General features: G+C 62.7%; 20 protein-coding genes, 1 tRNA gene and 1 rRNA gene. 19 read left to right on the top strand and 3 right to left on the bottom strand.

The window, feature by feature from the left end:
- Positions 1-7 precede the first annotated feature (7 nt).
- From ACUCCZ_RS08125 to pth, 3 genes are all read left to right on the top strand, one after another.
- Positions 8-940, top strand: coding sequence for a ribose-phosphate diphosphokinase (locus ACUCCZ_RS08125; RefSeq protein WP_462981570.1), 933 nt, complete (start codon positions 8-10; stop codon positions 938-940).
- A 184-nt stretch (positions 941-1,124) separates the two neighbouring features.
- Entirely contained in the window at positions 1,125-1,736 is a 612-nt protein-coding gene (locus ACUCCZ_RS08120) for a 50S ribosomal protein L25/general stress protein Ctc (protein ID WP_435917086.1), read from the top strand.
- Complete coding sequence (pth, locus tag ACUCCZ_RS08115; RefSeq protein ID WP_435917085.1) at positions 1,733-2,335, top strand: aminoacyl-tRNA hydrolase; 603 nt, start codon at positions 1,733-1,735, stop codon at positions 2,333-2,335. Before ACUCCZ_RS08120 ends, pth begins: the two co-directional genes overlap by 4 nt.
- A gap of 3 nt (positions 2,336-2,338) precedes the next feature.
- Here pth and ACUCCZ_RS08110 read toward each other — a convergent pair whose 3' ends face one another.
- Positions 2,339-3,478 carry a PrsW family intramembrane metalloprotease gene (locus ACUCCZ_RS08110; RefSeq protein WP_435917362.1) on the bottom strand — a complete coding sequence of 380 codons (1,140 nt, stop codon included), beginning with the start codon at positions 3,476-3,478 and terminating at the stop codon, positions 2,339-2,341.
- 26 nt (positions 3,479-3,504) lie between these two features.
- On the opposite strand from ACUCCZ_RS08110, the gene mfd reads away from it, so the two are divergent.
- The 15 genes from mfd (at position 3,505) to ACUCCZ_RS08035 (ending at position 16,959) form a co-directional block, all read left to right on the top strand.
- Positions 3,505-7,161 (top strand): transcription-repair coupling factor, encoded by a 3,657-nt coding sequence (gene mfd / locus ACUCCZ_RS08105; protein WP_435917084.1) that lies wholly within the window; start codon positions 3,505-3,507, stop codon positions 7,159-7,161.
- A 103-nt stretch (positions 7,162-7,264) separates the two neighbouring features.
- On the top strand, positions 7,265-7,642 hold the full coding sequence (locus ACUCCZ_RS08100) for a hypothetical protein (protein WP_435917083.1): 378 nt from the start codon (positions 7,265-7,267) through the stop codon (positions 7,640-7,642).
- A gap of 49 nt (positions 7,643-7,691) precedes the next feature.
- Complete coding sequence (locus tag ACUCCZ_RS08095; protein ID WP_435917361.1) at positions 7,692-8,414, top strand: ATP-binding cassette domain-containing protein; 723 nt, start codon at positions 7,692-7,694, stop codon at positions 8,412-8,414.
- Positions 8,411-9,679, top strand: coding sequence for a DUF7224 domain-containing protein (locus tag ACUCCZ_RS08090; RefSeq protein WP_435917082.1), 1,269 nt, complete (start codon positions 8,411-8,413; stop codon positions 9,677-9,679). Before ACUCCZ_RS08095 ends, ACUCCZ_RS08090 begins: the two co-directional genes overlap by 4 nt.
- 89 nt (positions 9,680-9,768) lie before the next feature.
- The gene (locus ACUCCZ_RS08085; RefSeq protein ID WP_435917081.1) at positions 9,769-10,299 is read left to right on the top strand and encodes a hypothetical protein; all 531 of its coding nucleotides are present in this window, start codon (positions 9,769-9,771) and stop codon (positions 10,297-10,299) included.
- Positions 10,300-10,363: 64 nt separating this feature from the next.
- Positions 10,364-10,894 (top strand): hypothetical protein, encoded by a 531-nt coding sequence (locus ACUCCZ_RS08080; protein WP_117188739.1) that lies wholly within the window; start codon positions 10,364-10,366, stop codon positions 10,892-10,894.
- A 5-nt stretch (positions 10,895-10,899) separates the two neighbouring features.
- The gene (locus ACUCCZ_RS08075; RefSeq protein WP_435917080.1) at positions 10,900-11,532 is read left to right on the top strand and encodes a nucleoside triphosphate pyrophosphohydrolase; all 633 of its coding nucleotides are present in this window, start codon (positions 10,900-10,902) and stop codon (positions 11,530-11,532) included.
- Between the two features lie 37 nt (positions 11,533-11,569).
- A complete protein-coding gene (locus ACUCCZ_RS08070; protein WP_435917079.1) occupies positions 11,570-11,701 on the top strand; it encodes a hypothetical protein in 132 nt (43 codons plus the stop codon).
- Between the two features lie 84 nt (positions 11,702-11,785).
- Positions 11,786-12,322, top strand: coding sequence for a hypothetical protein (locus ACUCCZ_RS08065; protein ID WP_435917078.1), 537 nt, complete (start codon positions 11,786-11,788; stop codon positions 12,320-12,322).
- Positions 12,323-12,405: 83 nt separating this feature from the next.
- Positions 12,406-13,686, top strand: a complete 1,281-nt coding sequence (gene eno, locus ACUCCZ_RS08060) for a phosphopyruvate hydratase (RefSeq protein ID WP_435917077.1) — start codon at positions 12,406-12,408, stop codon at positions 13,684-13,686.
- Between the two features lie 293 nt (positions 13,687-13,979).
- A complete protein-coding gene (locus ACUCCZ_RS08055; RefSeq protein ID WP_435917076.1) occupies positions 13,980-14,420 on the top strand; it encodes an FtsB family cell division protein in 441 nt (146 codons plus the stop codon).
- A 7-nt stretch (positions 14,421-14,427) separates the two neighbouring features.
- Positions 14,428-14,952 carry a DUF501 domain-containing protein gene (locus ACUCCZ_RS08050; protein WP_435917075.1) on the top strand — a complete coding sequence of 175 codons (525 nt, stop codon included), beginning with the start codon at positions 14,428-14,430 and terminating at the stop codon, positions 14,950-14,952.
- Between the two features lie 12 nt (positions 14,953-14,964).
- Positions 14,965-15,945, top strand: a complete 981-nt coding sequence (locus tag ACUCCZ_RS08045) for a Ppx/GppA phosphatase family protein (protein ID WP_435917074.1) — start codon at positions 14,965-14,967, stop codon at positions 15,943-15,945.
- Positions 15,910-15,982 (top strand) — tRNA-Leu (locus tag ACUCCZ_RS08040). Before ACUCCZ_RS08045 ends, ACUCCZ_RS08040 begins: the two co-directional genes overlap by 36 nt.
- Positions 15,983-16,122: 140 nt before the next feature.
- Positions 16,123-16,959: a Bax inhibitor-1/YccA family protein gene (locus ACUCCZ_RS08035; RefSeq protein WP_435917073.1), complete on the top strand. Its 837-nt coding sequence runs from the start codon at positions 16,123-16,125 to the stop codon at positions 16,957-16,959.
- Between the two features lie 50 nt (positions 16,960-17,009).
- Here ACUCCZ_RS08035 and ACUCCZ_RS08030 read toward each other — a convergent pair whose 3' ends face one another.
- Together ACUCCZ_RS08030 and ACUCCZ_RS08025 are read right to left on the bottom strand one after the other, a co-directional pair.
- A complete protein-coding gene (locus tag ACUCCZ_RS08030; RefSeq protein ID WP_435917360.1) occupies positions 17,010-17,639 on the bottom strand; it encodes an NUDIX hydrolase in 630 nt (209 codons plus the stop codon).
- A 145-nt stretch (positions 17,640-17,784) separates the two neighbouring features.
- Positions 17,785-18,750 (bottom strand): hypothetical protein, encoded by a 966-nt coding sequence (locus ACUCCZ_RS08025; RefSeq protein ID WP_435917359.1) that lies wholly within the window; start codon positions 18,748-18,750, stop codon positions 17,785-17,787.
- 471 nt (positions 18,751-19,221) lie between these two features.
- Between ACUCCZ_RS08025 and ACUCCZ_RS08020 the strand changes: the two genes are divergently transcribed.
- Positions 19,222-20,747, top strand: a 16S ribosomal RNA gene (locus tag ACUCCZ_RS08020).
- Positions 20,748-20,804: the final 57 nt, after the last annotated feature.

Genomic DNA, 20,804 nt, shown 5'->3' with positions numbered 1-20,804 from the left:
GCACCTCATGATCTGCTCAGGACGGGCCTATCCCGAACTTGCCGAGCAGATCGCCGCCGAACTCGGCGTCGACCTCGTCCCCTCGCGTCAGGTCACCTACGCCAACTCCGAAATCTACGTGCAGTTCCAGGAGTCCGTGCGTGGCTGCGACGCGTTCGTCATCCAGTCCCACAGCGCCCCGGTGAACGAGGCCATGATGGAACAGCTCATCATGGTCGACGCCCTCAAGAGGGCCTCGGCCAAGCGCATCACCGTGGTCTCCCCGTTCTACCCCTACGCCCGCCAGGACAAGAAGCACTTGGGCCGCGAGCCCATCTCTGCTCGCCTCATGGCCGACCTTTACCAGGCCGCCGGCGCCGACCGCATCATGTCGGTCGATCTGCACGCTGCCCAGATCCAGGGATTCTTCGACGGACCGGTCGATCACCTCTGGGCCCTGCCGGTGCTCGCCGACTACGTCGCCTCCAAGTACGACAACTCCGACATGGTCGTCGTCTCCCCGGATGCCGGCCGTGTGCGTCTGGCCGACATGTGGACCGATAAGATTGGCTGTCAGCTGGCCATCATCCACAAGCGTCGCGACCCGAACAAGGCCAACGAGACGACCACCCATGAGGTCGTGGGTGAGGTCGAGGGCAAGACCTGCCTGCTCGTTGACGACATGATCGACACCGCCGGTACGATGTGCCAGGCAGCCTCGGCCCTCAAGAAGCACGGTGCCAAGCGCGTCATCGCAGCCGCCACTCACCCGATCCTGTCGGATCCTGCCGCCGAGCGCATCAACAACTCCCCGATCGAGGAGCTCATCGTCACCAACACCCTCAGGATTCGTGACGACATCAACATCCCCTCGATGACGGTGTTGTCCATCGCCCCGCTCATCGCAAAGGCGATCCAGGAGGTCTTCGAGGACGGGTCGGTCACCAGCCTGTTCCGCTGACATGAGAGCTCAGCCGCCCATGGCACCGCTTGTGCTGTGGGCGGCTTTGCATTTGGGGGACGACGTCGTCGTGCCGTACAGTGGCCTTGCTTGGCGAGGGACCGCAAGGTCCGTGATCGACTGGCCGCCCGATTGGGCATCCTCTCGTCGAGCCGTTTCACGTCAACGAGAAGGAGACACTGCCATGGCAGACATCATTCACCTCAAGGCTGAAGAGCGCGCTGAGTTCGGTAAGGGCGCTGCCCGTCGCATTCGTCGTGACGGCAAGGTCCCTGCCGTCATGTACAGCCACGACCACGAACCGATCCACGTGACCCTCGAGGGCCACGCCACCCTTCTCGCCCTGCGTACCGAGAACCCGCTGCTGTCGATCGAGATCGAGGGCAAGGAGCCCAAGCTCGCCCTGCCGAAGGACGTCCAGCGTGACGTCCTCAAGGGCTTCGTCCGTCACGTCGACCTGCTGTCCGTGCGTCGTGGCGAGAAGGTTGACGTCAACGTCGCCCTGCGTATCGCAGGTGAGTCTGCTCCTGGCACCATCGCCATGACCGAGTTCAACGAGATCGAGGTCGAGGCTGACCTGCTCAACATCCCGGAGTCCATCGAGATCGACGTCACCGGTCTCGAGGCCGGTACCACCATCTACCTCGGCGACCTCAAGCTCCCCGAGGGCACCACCCTCAAGGGTGACCCTGAGGCCGTTGCAGCCACCGTCGTCTTCCCGGAGACCGAACCTGTTGAGGACGCGGAGTCCGAGGGTGAGGGCGCCGAGGGCGAGGAGAAGGCCGAGGACGAGTGAGCCCTTCCTGGCTCGTGATCGGGCTCGGCAACCCGGGCCCGCGCTATGACGGTACCCGGCACAACGTCGGGGCAGACGTCATCGCTGAGTTGTGCCGTCGGGCCGGCGAGAAGCTCTCGTCGGCCCGCGGGCAGGGGGCCGAGCTGGCTCGCACCCGCATCGGCTCGGCTGGTCTCGGTGTTCCGGCCTCGGAGACCCAGACCGTCACCCTGATGCGCAGTCGCACCTACATGAATGAGTCAGGGGTCGCCGTCCGCAAGGTTGCGGACTTCGCAGGTATCACCCCTGACCGCCTCATCGTCATCCATGACGAGATTGATCTCGATCCTGGCCGTCTGCGCCTCAAGTGTGGTGGTGGAGACAACGGACACAACGGGTTGAAGTCCATCAGGTCCCATGTGCACACCGGTGACTTCATTCGAGTGCGGGTCGGCGTCGGGCGTCCTCCGGGCCGTCAGGACCCTGCCGACTGGGTATTGGCTCGTGTCCCTGCCAAGCAGCGCGTTGACATGGACGTTCAGGTGGCCTTGGCTGCCGACGCCGTCGAGACGATCATCACCCAGGGGCTGACGGTGGCCCAGAACCGTTTCAATTCCTGACTCTCACCAATTCGCCGGAGGCTGCATCTGTGGGACCTGCGGCATGAAGGGTAGTTGGCCCAATTTGTCGGGGCGGGTCCGCAGCCATTCCGAGAGCTGGTCACGTCGACGCACCAGTTCGGGACCGCCCTCACCCTTGGCGATGCGGTTCTGCGCGAGCGCGGCCTCCGTGACAGCAGTGATGGTCCGTTCCTGGCTGCGCTTTGCTGCCCTACCGTGCTTGCCCGAATCAGCGAGCACGGCGCGACGCTTGCGCGGATCGGCGACCATCTGCGCCTCGGCAGGAGTCACCAGGCCCGCCTCGACCATGAGCGGGAGCTGGGAGCGAACCGCCTCGGACTCCTTGCGACGGTTACGAGTCGTCATGACGACGGTACCGATGAACACCGGGACGAAGAGCACCACGTAGATGAGGACCATTGCCGTCAGTTGGCCGTTGACACCCAGCCCCATGGCGGTTGCCACGAGCGTCGGGCCACCGTTCCACAGACCATGCAGCAGGCAGGCGACGAGATAACCCAAGATGACCTTCCAGAATCCGTCCTTGTTGCGCCAGGCCCAGACGCCGACCGCCGTCGCGGTGGTGTAGAGCGGGTGGCCGAAGACGCCGAACCCGGTCCGCACCAGGGTCATGACGACGATGTCTCCTGTCCCCTCGGCGGTCGCGAAATACCCCAGGTTCTCCACGAAGGCGAAGCCCAGGGCGCACACCCCCGCGTAAAAGATGTGGTCGGTCAGAGAGGTGAGCTCGAGCTTGCGCACTCCAGTGATGAGCAGCACGAAGACCGAGGCCTTGGCGAACTCTTCGACGAGTGGCGCGACGATGGCGGCGGTGCCGAAGTCACTGGCAGGGATGGCTGCCTCGACGAGCATGGAGAAGATGACGGCCGCTGACCCGCCCCAGATCAATGCCATCACGGTGAGACGGGTGGGCTCCGGCTCCCACTTGTCGAGCCATCGGTAGCACAGCAGGCACATGACGAGGGCCACGGTCGAGGGGATCGTGCCGACGATGAAATATGCCGGCGATCCTGTGCTGATGACGGCCACCATGAGGAGGATGACGATCGCTCCCAGAACCGTGATGATCATCGGCAGGACTCCGCCGCGTCGAACGGGTTTGGGGACGACTGGGTACTGGATCGGTGGGGTGCTCACGTCGTCATGCTATGGGTTGGTGGGCCAGGGAGAACAGCCCAGAACGTGACGGGCGGGTAGCTGTCGGTGCCACCACGTACCCTGTTTTGGTGACTTCTGGCGGATTGATCTCCCTTCTCTCCCGCGAGCCGGTGCTCTCCCAGTCCGTGGAGGATGCTTTGACCCGGCGTATCCCCACTCTCGACCTGCAGGTGGCTCCGTCTGCCCGTCCGGCCGTGGCGGCTGTGCTCAGCCAGGCGCTCACTGGTTCCGGACGGTTGCCGGTGCTGTTGGTGACGAGCACCTTCCGGGAGGCTGAAGAGTCGGTGGCCACCCTGGAGACGTGGCTCGGCCCCGATGACGTCTGTTACTACCCATCCTGGGAGACACTGCCCCACGAGAGGTTGAGCCCGCGCACTGACACCGTTGGTCGACGGATGGAGGTGCTGCGTCGGTTGTGTGGCACTGAGGGAGAGGTGCCGCAGATCGTCGTCGCCCCGGTGCGATCCCTGCTTCAGCCCCAGGTGGCTGGGTTGGGTCGCATCAAGCCGGTGCGCCTGGCCGTGGGGGAGGAGCACGATCTCAGCGTGCTGGCGACCGAGCTCGTCAACGCTGCTTACAGTCGGGTTGACATGGTGGAACGCCGAGGCGAATTCGCGGTACGCGGCGGCATCGTCGATGTCTTCCCGCCGGTGCTGGAGCACCCGGTTCGTATCGATTTCTTCGGTGACGAGATTGAGGAGATGACCTCCTTCGCGGTGGCTGATCAGCGATCTACCGACGAAACCCACCAGGAGCTCATGTGTACTCCGTGCCGCGAGCTCATTCTCACCGATGAGGTCCGTTCCCGGGCCAAGACGCTGCTGCCGAACCACCCCGAGCTGGCGGACATGCTGGAGCGGATTGCCGACGGCCAGGCGGTTGAGGGGATGGAGGCCCTCATGCCAGCCCTGGTCGACGAGATGGAGCTGCTCGTCGACGTCCTTCCCGAGTACGCCATGGTCATCCTCTCGGACCCCGAGATGGTGCGCTCCCGGGCAGCGGACCTGGTCCGCACCTCCGAAGAATTCCTGGGAGCCGGGTGGGCGGCTGCCGCCGGTGGTGGCCAGGCCCCGATCGACCTGGCGGCCTCGGGGTACCGCAGCCTGTCCCACGTGAGGGCCCACTGCCTGGAGCGCGGCATGGCGTGGTGGTCGATGTCCTCCTTCGCCCTGGACGACCCTGCTACGGATGTTCTCGCTGACGACGACGTCACGACCGCCCCGCACACCGTCACCCCGCACTTGGAGGCTGTCGAACCGTGGCGCGGAGACGTGGAGGCGGCCGTCAAGGATCTCACCACCAGACTCGGTGAGGGCTGGACGGTCGTGCTGTGTGCCGAGGGTGAGGGCATCGCCAAGCGCATGGCGGAGCTGCTCGGTGAACATCACGTCGCGGCCAAGCTGGTCGACGAGGTCGACGCCGACATCACCGAGCCATGCGTCCAGGTCGTCCGGCTGCATCAGCGTCATGGTTTCGCCGCGGATTCCCTCAAATTGTTGGTGGCTTCCACCGGAGACCTCGCTGACTCCCAGGACCCAGCCGTCAGTGGCGAGCGGCGCATGCCCCGACGCCGTCGCAATCAGATCCAGCCGCTTGAGCTCAAGTCCGGCGACCTCGTCGTCCATGAGCAGCACGGTGTGGGCCGATACGTGGAGATGGTGCAGCGCACCGTCGGTGGTGCTACCCGCGAGTACCTCGTCATCGAGTACGCCCCCTCCAAGAAGGGTCAGCCCGGCGACCGTCTCTTCGTCCCCGTCAACTCTCTGGACCAGGTGACCCGCTATGTCGGTGGTGATGCTCCCAGTCTGGACCGGATGGGTGGCGCCGACTGGCGCAAGCGCAAGTTTCGTGCCCGCAAGGCGGTCCGTGAGATCGCCGCTGAACTCATCAAGCTCTATGCCGCCCGGCAGGCCACCAAGGGCCACGCCTTCGGCCCCGACACCGCCTGGCAGCGGGAGCTGGAGGACGCCTTCGCCTACGTCGAGACCCCTGATCAGCTCACCACCATCGCCGACGTCAAGCACGACATGGAACAGGTCGTCCCGATGGACCGCCTGGTCTGTGGCGACGTCGGTTACGGCAAGACTGAGATCGCGGTGCGCGCTGCCTTCAAGGCCGTCCAGGACGGCAAACAGGTGGCCGTGCTGGTGCCAACTACCCTTTTGGTGCAGCAGCACTTCCAGACCTTCACCGAGCGATACGCGGGGTTCCCGGTCAAGGTCGCGGCCCTGTCTCGATTCCAGACCGATGCCGAGGCTCGCGAGACCTTGGAGGGGATCAAGCGCGGCACGGTTGACGTCGTCGTCGGCACCCATCGCCTACTGGCCAAGGAGGTCGAGTTCAAGGATCTCGGCCTGGTCATCGTCGACGAGGAACAGCGCTTCGGTGTCGAGCACAAGGAGGCCCTCAAGCGCATGAGGGTCAACGTCGACGTGCTGGCGATGAGCGCCACCCCGATCCCGCGCACCCTGGAAATGGCGGTGACCGGTATCCGTGAGATGAGCACGATCGCCACGCCGCCGGAGGAGCGTCATCCGGTGCTCACCTTCGCCGGTCCCTACGACGAGGGTCAGGTGGTTGCGGCCATCCGTCGCGAGTTGGCTCGTGAGGGTCAGGTCTTCTACATCCACAACCGGGTGCAGTCCATCGAGAAGACGGCGGCCAAACTGCGCGAGCTCGTCCCGGAGGCACGGATCGTCACCGCCCACGGCCAGATGAACGAGAAGCAGCTCGAGCAGATCATGGTGGACTTCTGGGAGCGTCGCGCCGATGTGCTGGTCTGCACCACCATCGTCGAGTCGGGTATCGACATCTCCACGGCCAACACCCTGCTCATCGACCGCGCGGACCGCATGGGGTTGTCCCAGCTACACCAGTTGCGCGGGCGTGTCGGCCGTTCCCGTGAGCGTGGCTATGCCTACTTCCTCTACCCGGCTGACAAGCCGCTCTCCCAGACCGCCCACGATCGCCTGGCGACGATGGCCGCCCATACCGATCTGGGTGCCGGTATGGCTATCGCCATGAAGGATCTCGAGATTCGCGGCGCCGGAAACCTGTTGGGCGGCGAGCAGTCCGGTCACATCGCTGACGTCGGATTTGATCTCTACATCCGTCTGGTGGGTGACGCCGTCGCGGAGTTCCGTGGTGACGCCAGTGCCGCCGACGAACCCGAAATGCGCATCGAACTCCCGGTCGACGCCAACCTGCCAGTTGAGTACGTCGAGACCGAGCGGCTTCGTCTGGAGATGTACAAGAGGTTGGCCGAGGTGCGCAGCGACGAGGAGGTCGACGCCATCGCCGCCGAGCTCGTCGATCGCTACGGTCCGATGCCCGAGCCGGTACAGGCCCTCCTCGGGGTGGCTCGGTTCCGTCTCATGTGTCGCAGGGCAGGTATCCACGAGGTGGTCCCGTCGGGACGTAACATCCGGTTTTTCCCGGTCCATTTGCCGGAGTCGCGCGTGATGCGACTCAAGAGGCTGTATCCGGGGTCAGTGGTCAAGGAGACGGCTGGGCTTGTCATGGTTCCCAAACCGACTACCGCGCGGATCGGGGGGCAGTCTCTGGCAGGTCAGGAACTGCTCGATTGGGCTACCGGTCTCGTGGCCGGGGTGTTGGACACCAAAGACGGGGCTGTGCCACGTTCTTGACCAGTCGAGTTAGGGTATGCTGACATCGGAACACAAGATAAGTCCATGGTTTTCTCGAGGTTGAGAGGATATAGAGATTATGCAGAATAAAATTGGACGGGTCATGTCTGCGGCTGTGATCGCCGGATGTGACTTGGGGTCGATTTCTGTGCCAGCGTTTGCTGAAGGTAGTTTCAAATCGCATCTCGGTAGCGTCAGAGTGGGGTTTGAAACGCGGTCTTGGCACGACAATGCAAACGATAATGCTAAAACGATTGTCTGGCACAATGGTAAGTGTTCCGCGAAATCCATCACTTGGGGTTTGCATAAGGATAGGTGGGTTCTTCCAGATATTGCAAGAGGGAATAAGGCGCTGCTGTGCAAGTATTCAGCTACTCACACGGGTTGGGGAATACAGCCTGCTGGTGACTATCACCTGACGGTGGAGGGGATTGATGGCGGCTCAGTGGTGTCGCTCCCCTCGATGACGATCAGCTATTGATGTTTCACGAGTGCTGAGTGCCATGAAACGCGCACTGCTGGAATCTGAAGTGACGATCGAAGGAGTTTATTTTTCCTATGGTCGACACGGTGAGATTTTCCATGGGTTCGACTGTGAGCTTTATAGCGGGAAAACTGTCCTTCTGGGTCCTAATGGTGCTGGGAAGTCGACGTTGTTTCGAATCATGGCAGGAATCCTTAAACCGTCTGCTGGACGGGTAATCCTGCCTGATTCCCCAGGACCCGTGTCGCCCTCACGGTCACAGGTCGCACTCATGCCCCAGGATGTCCCACCGATACCCGGACTCCGTGTCGATGAACAGGTGGCCTATTCCGGCTGGCTAGCGGGCCTGTCGCGTCGAGATGCGCAGAGTCGAGCCGTGGGGGTACTGGCAGCAGTCAATCTCTCTGACAAGGCGTCCTCGCGGGCCTCGCGCCTGTCAGGAGGACAGCTACGCCGTGTCGGTCTTGCTCAAGCTTTGGTGGTGAACCCGCAGGTTCTCCTGCTGGACGAGCCAACCGCAGGTCTCGACCCAGCCCAACGCCATTCCTTCCGAGAGGTTCTCAAGTCGGTGCCATCTGGAGACCAAGTCGTCGTCGTGTCAACCCATCTGGTCGATGACATCGAGGACCTTTACGACCGTGTGGTCGTCATGAATGAGGGTTGCGTCATCTTCGCAGGAACGCCCGATGAGTTCATCAATCTTTCGGAACCGGGTCCCAATCGCGCCGAACGTTCCTACCTTGGCCTCGTCGGATCGGAGCGGGCATGACCTGGTTGACGCGCATCCGGATCTCACCAGGCATCTGGTTGGCACCGGTCATGGCTCTCACCTCCATGACATACTTCGACGCTCCGGCCGCCCAGGGATACGCCCTCGCATCAGCCACCCGCGACGCCTACAGTCTGCTGCTTGTCGCTGCGCTCTCATGTGCTGCCGGTGCCTGGGAAGGTCATCGACTCCAAACGGGTGGGGTGCTATCCGGAGTAGCGCGTCGGTCTCGGTTCGCGATCATGGCAGCCCCATGGGCCTCTGCGGTGGTTGTTCCCACCGTCTTGGACGTAGTGATCTTCATCCGTGACGGGGCGTTCACCAGCATTGACGCCGTGCCCGTCATCGTGACGACCATCGGCACTGTGTGGGTGTGGGCCTTGGCTGGAATGGCGGTCGGAGTCGCTGTGCGTCCCGCACTGTCGGTGCCGCTCAGTCTCACGGTTCCGGTCTTGTGGCTCATCATGCTTCCAGCCAGCGAAACCTTGTGGATGCGACATTTGACCGGAGGCTGGCCCTCATGTTGCGGCGTCAACAGCACGCTGTCGTGGCGTGCCATTTTAGCGACGTGGACGGTGCTCGCCAGCGTGCTGGCGGCAAGTCTCCTCGTGTTGTGGACACGTGGTCGTGCCGTGGGTCCCGGTCCTCGTATGGTCGCCGGATTAGTGGCCGTTCTGGTCGCGAGTGGCCTGGTGGGTGGTGCCAGCATGGTTCGGGGGATGGGCCCCGATCCCATCGCGCCGCGAACCCATGGTTTGCACTGTGACGTGGTGGCCAAGGTAAAGGTCTGTGTGTGGCCCGAACATGAGCCTGCCGCGGCTAGGTTCAAGACCGTTGTGGCCACAGTGGTTCCGGTCTGGCGTCAGGCAGGCGTTACACTGCCCGAGGTCATCACCGAGGTCAGCCCCCCGGATTCCGCATCATCGCGTTCGCGTGATGGCCGAGACGCGTACATCTATCTTGGGCAACCATCCCCAGCTCCGGACGACCTGCTGGGGGCCTTGACGAGTGATCTTGCCACGGCACCATGTCTGGAACGGGAGAACGCCGAGATCCCGGCGTGGGCTACGGCCGACCAAGGGCGTTACCGAGCGTGGCTGCAGCTGTCGGGTGCACGGGCCTTGGGTCTATCGGAGAAGGACGTGAGGGATGGGAACATTCCCACAGACCAGTGGCACTGGGCGCAGAAAGTCCTTACGCAGCCTGCTGTCCAGCAGACGAAGGCGGTGAACATTGTTGCCACTAGGCTGTCCTCGTGCCGGTGAAGGTGGTTGGGCCAGTTCGGCGGTGAGGTGCCATGATTTGGTGGTGTAAAAACCGCGGCGTCGCAGTTGTGCTGGCGTGCTCGGTCAGTATGGCAGTCTTGGTGGCCCTCACCGGAAATTCGATTCGCGATATTCCGGTCATCTTCGGAGGGGTCGCACTGCGGGCACCACTGGTGTTCTTCGGGTCCCTTGTCGTCATTGTGGCTCACGGCTGGTCGGTGGCCAGGAATCCGGTCGAGTTGGAGTTGAGATCTCGGCGTCCGGTGCGTTGGGCTGATGTTGGGCTTATGGTTGCCGCAGCCCTGCCTCTGCTGGCCACCATCGTGTGTCCCGGCCTTATCGAGGTGGGTTTGGTGATCTCGCGCAATGCCGTGATCGGTATGGGACTGACCCTCCTGTGTGCGCGTTTCATGTCGCGGGGGCTTGCCTCGATGCCTGCTGTGGGTATGTTCCTGATCGGAGTGCTAACGGGACGCGGATACGGCCACGAAGCGTGGTGGAACTGGGTTGTCAGCTCTAGCGCGAGTCCGGTGGGAGCGGCGTGGTTCCTCGGGTCCGTCATCGCCGGGTCGGCTGCCACACTCACGGGTCGGGCGCGGAAGCCGAGAGTCTCGTCGTAGGATGCTGCTGACAGGCTTCTTCGCCGTGCCGAGGGCGCGGCACCGAATTCAGGAGGGTTGCCCCATGGCATTGTCGCGTCCCATGCCGATCCGCATGGTCGCTGTCGCAGTGACCGGATTCCTCGGTATAGCAGGGTTGTCCGGGTGCGCGAGCTCCCCCAATACCGCGGCCACGGTGGGGGGCACAACGGTGTCGATGAAGTCGATCGATGAGGCAGCGGATCACTGCTCGAAGTACATCAATCCCAGCACGGAGCTCACCCCTCGCCAGGTCATCTCCTCGACGGTCATTCGTGGTGCCGTCGCCCAGGAGGTCCTGGACAACCGCGGGGAGAAGCTTTCCAATGCCCAGCGCGACCAGGTCATCGCCCGCAATGGCATGACGGCACTCACCTCCGACCCGGTCTGCCATGCGATGGTCCGTGACTTCGCCGGCCTGTTCCATCTGTTCGACCGCGAGGGTGAGAAGAAGGCCATGGCCGACCTGGCCGCGGTCGAGGTCAAGACGAATCCGCGGTTGGGCACCTGGGACGCCAAGAACCTTGCGGTCCACGGGAGTTCCTCGCTGTCGGACCCCTTCACCTCTCGCTCCTGATCCTGATGGCGTCGGACGACTCCCGACCGAGGGCTGATTTCTCCGACCTCGTCGCCGTCATGGCGAGGTTGCGCGACGAGTGCCCGTGGGATCGCAGCCAGACCCATCGCTCCCTCGTGACCTATTTGGTCGAGGAGACCGGAGAGGTCGTCGATGCCATTGAGGCCGGCACTGACGACGACCTCGTCGAGGAATTGGGCGACCTATTGCTCCAGGTGGTCTTTCACGCGCGCATCGCGGAGGAGGAGGGCGTCTTCAACATTGACGAGGTCGTCGGTGGGATCGTTGCCAAACTCGTGACCCGTCATCCTTATGTCTTCTCGGACGAGGACGTCCCCGAGGACCTCGACGCCGCATGGGAGGCGCGCAAGGCAGCGGCCAAGGGACGCATCTCCAGCCTCGATGGCATCGCGCACTCGCTGTCGAGCGTGGCCCGCAGCGCCAAGGTCATCTCACGGGCTCGCAGCCGTGGCGTGGACGTTGAACTGCCTGAGAAACCCATCACCGCCGAGCAGACCGGAGATGAACTCCTGACCCTCATCGCCCGTGCCCAGGCTAGCGGCGTCGACGCCGACCAAGCTCTGCGCGACCAGTTGCGCAGGCTAGAGAGCGACATCCGGGACGCCGAAGGACGCTGAAGCATACGCGGTATTGTCTGAGGGGAATTCCTGTGTGATGAGGAGAGGAGACCGCGATGGATCCGCGCAGCCTCCGCCCATCAAGGACCAGATGATCGTCGTGGGTATCGACGCTGACCCCGAGATGACCTACACAATCGGCATCGTCAAGAACGCCACCAAGACCTGATGGTCCCTCTACGCCGGGCCTCACGTGGTGTTGAGGTTCCACCACCACTACGGTTATCCGAGACACGGAGGAGGTGAACGAACGATGCGACGAACCCTGGCGACGGTGCTCGTCGCCGTCGTCACCGTGGGTGCACTGACCGGATGCAAGGGCAGCGACAATGATCCCGCTGGCCTGACCGAGATCTCGGACATGCCGGAAGCGCCCGCATCCACGGTTTCGCCGTCCGCCACGGGCCGAAAACCAACTCCTGGGCAGATCAACCCCAACTCCGATGCGACGGCAACCCTGCGCAGGGGAGGTATGAAGGACTACCTGCCAGGCCTGATCGGGATCGTCAGTGATCGCGTCGTCACCGGGACCATCTCCCAGACCATCGTCGTCGAGGCCGGGGCCATTACCGACTACTACTTTCTGTGTGACACCCCTGATGCCCAGATCACGGTGACCGAGAACGATGGCGCAGCCGAGTCCACGCCGTGCCATGAGGGGTACGCCCACATCAGCTCCGGCAAGCGGACACAGCACGAGAAGATTGACCTGCTGATCGAGGTTCCTGGCGACGTCACCTACGAATTCGTCATCACCGAAAACCCTGCTGACGGCCACGACAGGAAGTGACGGGGAGCCCTGAAATGCCGCCGGTTGGCAGGCTTCGATACGCTTTGAGGTGGACGCAAAGATCCTCTCTGAAAGGTTGGTCCATGGCAACCATCGAATTCATCGAAGCCCGTGAGATCCTCGACTCCCGCGGCAACCCGACCGTTGAGGTCGAGATGATCCTCGACGACGGCACCGAGGCCCGCGCCGCGGTTCCGTCCGGCGCGTCGACCGGTCAGTTCGAGGCCGTTGAGCTGCGTGACGGCGACAAGAAGCGCTACTCCGGCAAGGGTGTTCTCAAGGCTGTTGAGAACGTCAACGAGAAGATCGCCGAGGAGGTGCTCGGCTGTGATGCCAGTGAGCAGCGCATCATCGACCAGATCATGATCGAGCTCGACGGTTCCGACAACAAGGGCAAGCTGGGCGCCAACGCCATCCTCGGCGTCTCTCTGGCTGCTGCTCACGCCGCTGCTGACTCGGCCAGCCTTCCCCTCTACCAGTACCTGGGCGGACCGAACTCCCACGTGCTCCCCGTCCCGATGATGAACATCCTCAACGGTGGCGCTCACGCCGACTCCGACGTCGACATCCAGGAGTTCATGATCGCTCCGATTGGCGCTGAGTCCTTCAAGCAGGCTTACGAGTGGGGCGCTGCCGTCTACCACTCCCTCAAGAAGGTCCTCAAGGACAAGGGCCTGGCCACCGGCCTGGGTGACGAGGGCGGCTTCGCCCCGAACCTGCCCAGCAACGCCGCTGCCCTGGACCTCATCCTCGACGCCATCAAGGCTGCCGGCTTCGAGCCCGGCAAGGACGTTGCCCTCGCTCTCGACGTCGCTGCCTCCGAGTTCTTCGAGGATGGCAAGTACAACTTCGAGGGTCAGGCGAAGTCCTCCGCCGAGATGATCGACTACTACGAGGGTCTCGTCGCCAAGTACCCGCTGGTTTCCATCGAGGATCCGCTGGACGAGGAGGACTGGGACGGCTGGTCCGAGTTCACCAAGAAGCTCGGCGACAAGATCCAGATCGTCGGCGACGACCTGTTCGTCACCAACCCGAAGCGCCTCGCCAAGGGCATCGAGACCAAGGCCGCCAACGCCCTGCTCGTCAAGGTCAACCAGATCGGTTCCCTTTCGGAGACCATCGACGCTGTCGAGCTGGCCCACCGCAACGGCTACCGCTGCATGATGTCTCACCGTTCCGGTGAGACCGAGGACACCACCATCGCCGGTCTCGCCGTCGCCCTGTCGACCGGTCAGATCAAGTCCGGTGCCCCGGCCCGTGGCGAGCGGATCGCCAAGTACAACGAGCTGCTGCGCATCGAGGAGGAGCTGGGCGACTCCGCCGAGTACGCCGGCGCTTCTGCCTTCCCGCGTTTCCAGGCCTGAGTGACGTCACAAGGCGCTGCTCGCAGTGCCCGACATGGCATGACCGCCCCGGTACTTCCGGGGCGGTCATGCCATGATGGACCACGATGGCCAGCACACCGAGCAACCGAAATCGTCCGTCCGGGCAGTCCCAGCGACCGGCCGGGGGACGGACGCGCCCATCCTCCCCGAACCGTTCCGGCCCGAGGAACCGAGGTACCTACGAGCGCACCACGCGCACGGAACCGCCGCGACATGACGCTCCCAAGGACGAGCAGCCACGTCGATTCGGTCTGACACTGCGGGCAGTCGTCATGGGAGTTGTAGTCCTGCTGGTGCTCATCATGATCGCGCCCAGCCTGGGTATTTTCTTCTCCCAGCGTTCCCAGATCTCCCGTATCCAGGACGACGAGGCCACAGCGCGGGCCTCCATCTCGACCCTCCAGGGCGAGGTCAAGAGGTGGCATGATCCTGACTACGTACGCGCACAGGCGCGGGCCCAGCTTGGGTGGGTGATGCCGGGAGAGACCGGCTACCAGGTCATCGGGGAGGACGGCAAGGTCATCGGATCCACGACCTCACTGGACGAGAAGGATCCTGCGACCGAGGCCAGCGCTGACGCCCACTGGTGGAGGCGAGCCGCCGAGTCGATCCAAGACGCTGACCATCCCGTAGCGCCCACCTCCACCCCTGGGACGATAATGACACCGACACCCTCGGCGAAGCCATCTTCCGCGAGTCCGTCGCATCGATGAGGTGACCATGCTTGAAGAATTCACTGAGGACGACCGTCAAGCCGTCCGGGACCAGCTTGGTCGCGAGCCACGAGGAGTCGCCGGCGTGGCCTGGCGGTGTGGCTGTGGGAAGCCCGGGGTGATCGCGACCGAGCCCAGGTTGCCCAATGGCACTCCCTTCCCGACGACCTATTACCTGACCTGCCCGCGTGCAGCATCCCTCATCGGCACCCTCGAGTCCTCCGGTCTGATGGCTCGGATGACCGCACGACTTGACGAGGACGAGCAACTCGCCGATCACTACCGACACGCTCACGAGGCCTACGTGGCCGATCGCACCCGAATCGGCGAACAAGCCGGTCTGGATCCGGTCCCCGAGATCGATGGGGTCTCCGCAGGCGGCATGCCAACCCGTGTCAAGTGCCTGCACGCCCTGGCCGGGCACGCCCTGGCCGCCGGGCCAGGCGTCAACCCCTTTGGCGACGAGGTCGTCGAGAAATTGGGGGAGTTCTGGTGCAATCCGTGCTCACCCGAACACCGCGACCCGCAGTGACAGAAGGACGTCATGACTGACAATCGCACCGTCGCAGCCATCGACTGCGGGACGAATTCCATCCGCCTGCTGATCTCCTCGGCGGGCCCAGAAGGTCACCTCGTTGAGCAGGCACGAGACCTGGAACTGGTCAGGCTGGGTCAGGGGGTCGACGCCACCGGTGCCTTCCACCCTGACGCCCTGGAACGCACCTTCACGGCCTGCCGCACCTTCGCCCGGATCATCGCCGAGCACCACTGTGACGAGGTTCGCTTCGTCGCGACCTCGGCCGCTCGTGACGTCTCCAACCGAGACGAGTTCTTCGCTGGGGTGCGTGAGGCCCTTGGCGTTGACGCCGAGGTGATCGCCGGCACCGAGGAGGCAAGTCTGTCCTTTGTCGGAGCGATGTCCGGGATCGAGGTGAGTGAGGAGCCCGTTCTCCTCATCGACTGTGGCGGCGGTTCCACCGAGCTGGTGCTCGGCCATGGACGTCAGATCGAGTCCCGGACGAGCCTCAACATCGGCTCCGTGCGGTTGCGAGAGCGCTTCCTGCGCGGCGATCCGCCCACAGCCGAACAGATCGACGAGGCCCGTACCTACGTCCGGGAGATGGTCGCCGAATGCCCTGTCGATGTGGCCTCGGCACACACCGTCGTAGGGGTCGCCGGCACCATCACCAGCCTTTCGGCGATCAACCAGGGGCTGACGCAATACGACCGATCCAAGGTTCACCGTTCAGTGCTGACAGCCGATCAGGTGGCGGACCTCGCCGACACACTGCTCGCGTCGACGGTCGACGAGGTCGAGCAGATGGGACCGTTGAAGCGACGCCGTGCCGAGGTGCTTTGCGGCGGCGCCCTCATCATTGACGAGGTGTGTCACCGGGCGACAGCCGGGGAGCTTGTCGTCTCGGAGAAGGATATCCTTGACGGCATGGCGCTGGCGATGCTGGCCCAGGGGGAGCCAACCTCCTCCCCAGCCCCCGTAGCCCAACGGCAGAGGCAGACGGCTTAAACCCGTCCCAGTGCGGGTTCGAATCCCGTCGGGGGTACCCGGACATGCATCAGCTATGCGGTGTACGACCCCAGTCGTCGGTGTGGTCCGAATGTCGTCCCGCAGTGCGGGGCAGGTTTCACGCTTTCGCGGTGTTGTTTACAGTAGATGTCACCACGACTTTCACAGGAGGATCACATGGCCAACCCGGTATTCAGCCGAGCCGAGGCCTTCCAGCCACATGGCAATCCCTATGGCCAGCCGGCCTATGCCGGCCAGGACTACGGGGCGCAGTACGGCATGTCCGGACAGCCCGGATCCGAATGGGGCGTTCTGTCGCACGATGACATGCACGAGCAACACGCTGAGCGTGCCATGACCTTTGACGACGTCCTGGGCCGGACCGGTCTGGTGCTGCTCATCATCGCCGTCATCAGCGCCGTGAGCTTCACCCTGATTGGTCCGAATGTCGCTGCCAGCCGTGCTGCCCTGCTGGTGGGATCGATCGCAGCCTTCGTCACGGCCATGATTGTCAGCACTCGCCGCAAGGTCCCGGTCGCTGGCGTCATCTTTTACTGTCTGTGTGAGGGTCTCGTCCTGGGTTCCATGTCGGCCATCTTCGAGGCCCTGTACCCGGGAATCGTCGTGCAGGCCGTCCTGGGCACCTTTGCCGCCGCCGGCGTGACCCTGGCTGCCTACAAGTTCTTCAATGTCCAGGTGACGCCGCGATTCCGCCAGATCGTCATCATCTCGACCTTCGGCTTCGCCATCGCGATGCTCATCAACATCGTGCTGATGCTCTTCGGGATCCACCTCGGGCTGGCTAGCTTCGGTCCGATCGGGATTCTGTGCTCAGCCTTGGGCGTTGTGCTGGCTGCCATGAACCTCGTGATGGATTTCGACTACGCCGAGTGGGGAGTGCGCAACCAGGCTCCCGTCTCTGAGTCCTGGCGAGCTGCCTTCGGTATCGCGGTGACGATGGTATGGCTCTACACCGAGATTCTGCGGATTTTCAGCTACCTCCGTGTTGAGTGACGTGAACGGCGGAAGGGGCCCGGTCATGATGACCGAGCCCCTTCGTCATGTCAGGTACTGGGAACATCGCGCAGATGGGTCTCGAGGCACATCCGGGTCGCGGCTCCCCAGGACAGACGACGCCATCGCCACAATGGGATCCATTGGGCCGACTGGGTAGTGCCACCGACGTCAATGACGTAAGGATCGGTGGGGTTCTCGCTCGTAGCCGAGTAGATGATCCGCAGGGCATGGAAGTCTTCCAACACACCCGAGGGGGAACGCCCGATCCAGTGGTCAGACTGTAAGTCGATGATGCGGTTGAGGCGGACTCGCTGCCCGGACTCCTCCATCACCTCACGGGTGACGGCCTGGGCGGGGGATTCCCCAGGCTCCAGACCACCGCCGGGCAGGGCCCACAGACCCGGGACGGCGGTTCGTGGTGAGCACTCGGTGCCCAGCAGTCCTCGACGCGATCGCACGACGGCGTAGGCGGCAATGCGTTGGTAGGGGCGAACCGATTCGCCGACTTGGCGATCGTCCGACAGATCCGGCACGCCGTCCCGGGTGCGGGGCGGCTGGGAGGTGGATGTCCTGGGCCCGACATAAGCCGTGACGACGATCTCGTCGTCCACCCGATCAGCTGACAGGTACTCCTTGACGACGAGGCCATGGCGCCACAGCTCAACGTGCGGATTCATACCGTGACGGACGTGGAAGGCATGGGTCTGCCCACTGCCTGGCGTTCCGACTGCGGTGATGAGCACACTTTCATTCAACCACCTTGCCCCTAGGAAGCGGTCCAGCTCCGTGATGAGCTGAATCACACAAGGGGAGTTCGAGGGGTCATTTGATCTTGCCCGTGACGTCGGCGCCGTTGGTGTCAAAGGCTGTCGAGACGCCATTGACGCTGATGTGCATGACGGGCATGTCGAGCTGTTCGTCCAGTGAGATGGTCCATGCCATGTCCGACGGCTTCTCGCCGGTTCCCACTGCTGCCAGCTCCATGATGTCGACGATGACGTCCGGTGCGAGGAGCGCGGGGCAGAAGGTCGAGGCGGCATCCCCCTTGCGCTGGACGGCCCACGCCGGCATATCGGCTGACCGGGTACGCCGCATGACTATGCCAGGCGTGGCGGTGGGGGTGTCGACCATGACTCCCTTGCCAGGCTGGTAACTGATCTGGCCAACCTCCTTGGCCCCTGCGACGGCGTCAGCCAGGGCCTCAGTCATCCCAGTGGCGGTGGCGAAATCGATATGGCTGATGACTGACCCGTCACGTCGAAAGAAGACCGTCCGGCTCTCGGGCTTGGTCGAGACTGTCATCAGGATGGTGCCTTCGTTGTACTCGACGATCTGCAAGTTCTGGTTCATGTGAGATCCGGATATCTCAGCTGCTTGGCGCAGAATCGTCGGCATCTTTTCGACGGCGAAGTCGTCAGGGTTGAAGGGACGCGACGCCGTCTGTGTGCTCTGGGTCGCGGACGACTCGATCGTTCCGTTCTGCCAGGTCCACACCGTAGGAGAACCACCGGCCTGGACCGTGATGCTCATGGCCTTCTTGGTGATGTCCACCTTGGTGACAGGACCATTGCCCGACGCGGCTACCAGCTCGTTGATGATCGCCCGGGAGTGGGTGCCGTCGAGTGGGGATGTCGAAGGAGTGACCTTTGAGGAGGGGACGAGAGCAGTACGGCTGGGTTCGTCCGAGGGGGCAGGAGGAGACGAGGTGGTACATGCTGCGAACAGACATAGAGTGATCCCACTGGCAACCACGCCAGCAACTCGGCGGCACTCCTTGGCTCGAATCATCACGGGTTGAGTCTATGAGCAAGGTGGATACAGGCTGACGATTCCCTCCCGATGCGATGCTGAGCGGGGTTGTGGTGGTTTGGTTTGCGTTGTGGTTGGTTGGTGTGTAGTGTTCTTCGGGCTGTCGGGGATTGCTTGTGGGTGGTTTCTGGTGGTGGCTGGTTCTGCTGGTTGGTCTCGGTTTTGTGTGTCGGGGCTTGGTGTGGTAGGGTTGGTCGGGTCGCCTTGGGGTGGTCCTGCTTGTTGGTGGGGTTGTTCTGTGGGTGTGATGTTTGAGAACTCAACAGTGTGTCTTTGATAGTCAATGATTTTTTGATGCATCTTTTTGGTGTGTCGGATTTGTTTATGGATTCCTTTGTGATTCTGGACATGGACTGGATTTTTTGGTCAGTGTTTGGGGTTAGTGTTTTGGATTCTTCATGTTGACACCGTTGCCCTGTGCCTGTGTGGTGTGGGGTGGGTGATATTTTTTCATTGGAGAGTTTGATCCTGGCTCAGGACGAACGCTGGCGGCGTGCTTAACACATGCAAGTCGTACGGAAAGGCCTCTTTTTGGGGTACTCGAGTGGCGAACGGGTGAGTAACACGTGAGTAACCTGCCCACAACTTTGGGATAACGCTGGGAAACTGGTGCTAATACTGGATATGTGCTCCTGCTGCATGGTGGGGGTTGGAAAGCTTCGGTGGTTGTGGATGGGCTCGCGGCCTATCAGTTTGTTGGTGGGGTAGTGGCCTACCAAGGCGGTGACGGGTAGCCGGCCTGAGAGGGTGACCGGCCACATTGGGACTGAGATACGGCCCAGACTCCTACGGGAGGCAGCAGTGGGGAATATTGCACAATGGGCGCAAGCCTGATGCAGCAACGCCGCGTGCGGGATGACGGCCTTCGGGTTGTAAACCGCTTTCAGCAGGGACGAAGCTTGTGTGACGGTACCTGTAGAAGAAGCACCGGCTAACTACGTGCCAGCAGCCGCGGTGATACGTAGGGTGCGAGCGTTGTCCGGATTTATTGGGCGTAAAGGGCTCGTAGGTGGTTGATCGCGTCGGAAGTGGAAACTTGGGGCTTAACCCTGAGCGTGCTTTCGATACGGGTTGACTTGAGGAAGGTAGGGGAGAATGGAATTCCTGGTGGAGCGGTGGAATGCGCAGATATCAGGAGGAACACCAGTGGCGAAGGCGGTTCTCTGGACCTTTCCTGACGCTGAGGAGCGAAAGCGTGGGGAGCGAACAGGCTTAGATACCCTGGTAGTCCACGCTGTAAACGGTGGGTACTAGGTGTGGGGTCCATTCCACGGATTCCGTGCCGTAGCTAACGCATTAAGTACCCCGCCTGGGGAGTACGGCCGCAAGGCTAAAACTCAAAGGAATTGACGGGGCCCCGCACAAGCGGCGGAGCATGCGGATTAATTCGATGCAACGCGAAGAACCTTACCTGGGTTTGACATGGACTGGGAGTGCTCAGAGATGGGTGCGCCTCCTTGTGGGGCTGGTTCACAGGTGGTGCATGGCTGTCGTCAGCTCGTGTCGTGAGATGTTGGGTTAAGTCCCGCAACGAGCGCAACCCTCGTTCACTGTTGCCAGCACGTTATGGTGGGGACTCAGTGGAGACCGCCGGGGTCAACTCGGAGGAAGGTGGGGATGACGTCAAGTCATCATGCCCCTTATGTCCAGGGCTTCACGCATGCTACAATGGCCGGTACAAAGAGTTGCGAGCCTGTGAGGGTGAGCGGATCTCGGAAAGCCGGTCTCAGTTCGGATTGGGGTCTGCAACTCGACCTCATGAAGTCGGAGTCGCTAGTAATCGCAGATCAGCAACGCTGCGGTGAATACGTTCCCGGGGCTTGTACACACCGCCCGTCAAGTCATGAAAGTCGGTAACACCCGAAGCCGGTGGCCTAACACGTTGTGTGGGGGAGTCGTCGAAGGTGGGACTGGTGATTAGGACTAAGTCGTAACAAGGTAGCCGTACCGGAAGGTGCGGCTGGATCACCTCCTTTCTAAGGAGCGTTTTGTAAGGGCTCATTCAGTGCGTCTCGTGTGGGGCGTTGGTGGAT

The sequence above is a fragment of the Cutibacterium nasicola genome (genome assembly GCF_052654715.2).
The sequence above is the reverse complement of the archived record's forward strand: the minus strand, read 5'-3'. Positions and strand labels throughout refer to the sequence as shown.

Bases quoted from the DNA above. Each gene is read 5' to 3' on its own strand.
- ACUCCZ_RS08125 (WP_462981570.1), top strand. From the start codon at position 8: ATGATCTGCTCAGGACGGGCCTATCCCGAACTTGCCGAGCAGATCGCC.
- ACUCCZ_RS08120 (WP_435917086.1), top strand. From the start codon at position 1,125: ATGGCAGACATCATTCACCTCAAGGCTGAAGAGCGCGCTGAGTTCGGT.
- mfd (WP_435917084.1), top strand. From the start codon at position 3,505: ATGGGTTGGTGGGCCAGGGAGAACAGCCCAGAACGTGACGGGCGGGTA.
- ACUCCZ_RS08100 (WP_435917083.1), top strand. From the start codon at position 7,265: ATGTCTGCGGCTGTGATCGCCGGATGTGACTTGGGGTCGATTTCTGTG.
- ACUCCZ_RS08090 (WP_435917082.1), top strand. From the start codon at position 8,411: ATGACCTGGTTGACGCGCATCCGGATCTCACCAGGCATCTGGTTGGCA.
- ACUCCZ_RS08085 (WP_435917081.1), top strand. From the start codon at position 9,769: ATGGCAGTCTTGGTGGCCCTCACCGGAAATTCGATTCGCGATATTCCG.
- ACUCCZ_RS08080 (WP_117188739.1), top strand. From the start codon at position 10,364: ATGGCATTGTCGCGTCCCATGCCGATCCGCATGGTCGCTGTCGCAGTG.
- ACUCCZ_RS08075 (WP_435917080.1), top strand. From the start codon at position 10,900: ATGGCGTCGGACGACTCCCGACCGAGGGCTGATTTCTCCGACCTCGTC.
- ACUCCZ_RS08070 (WP_435917079.1), top strand. From the start codon at position 11,570: ATGAGGAGAGGAGACCGCGATGGATCCGCGCAGCCTCCGCCCATCAAG.
- ACUCCZ_RS08065 (WP_435917078.1), top strand. From the start codon at position 11,786: ATGCGACGAACCCTGGCGACGGTGCTCGTCGCCGTCGTCACCGTGGGT.
- eno (WP_435917077.1), top strand. From the start codon at position 12,406: ATGGCAACCATCGAATTCATCGAAGCCCGTGAGATCCTCGACTCCCGC.
- ACUCCZ_RS08055 (WP_435917076.1), top strand. From the start codon at position 13,980: ATGGGAGTTGTAGTCCTGCTGGTGCTCATCATGATCGCGCCCAGCCTG.
- ACUCCZ_RS08050 (WP_435917075.1), top strand. From the start codon at position 14,428: ATGCTTGAAGAATTCACTGAGGACGACCGTCAAGCCGTCCGGGACCAG.
- ACUCCZ_RS08045 (WP_435917074.1), top strand. From the start codon at position 14,965: ATGACTGACAATCGCACCGTCGCAGCCATCGACTGCGGGACGAATTCC.
- ACUCCZ_RS08035 (WP_435917073.1), top strand. From the start codon at position 16,123: ATGGCCAACCCGGTATTCAGCCGAGCCGAGGCCTTCCAGCCACATGGC.
- ACUCCZ_RS08030 (WP_435917360.1), bottom strand. From the start codon at position 17,639: ATGAATCCGCACGTTGAGCTGTGGCGCCATGGCCTCGTCGTCAAGGAG.
- ACUCCZ_RS08025 (WP_435917359.1), bottom strand. From the start codon at position 18,750: ATGATTCGAGCCAAGGAGTGCCGCCGAGTTGCTGGCGTGGTTGCCAGT.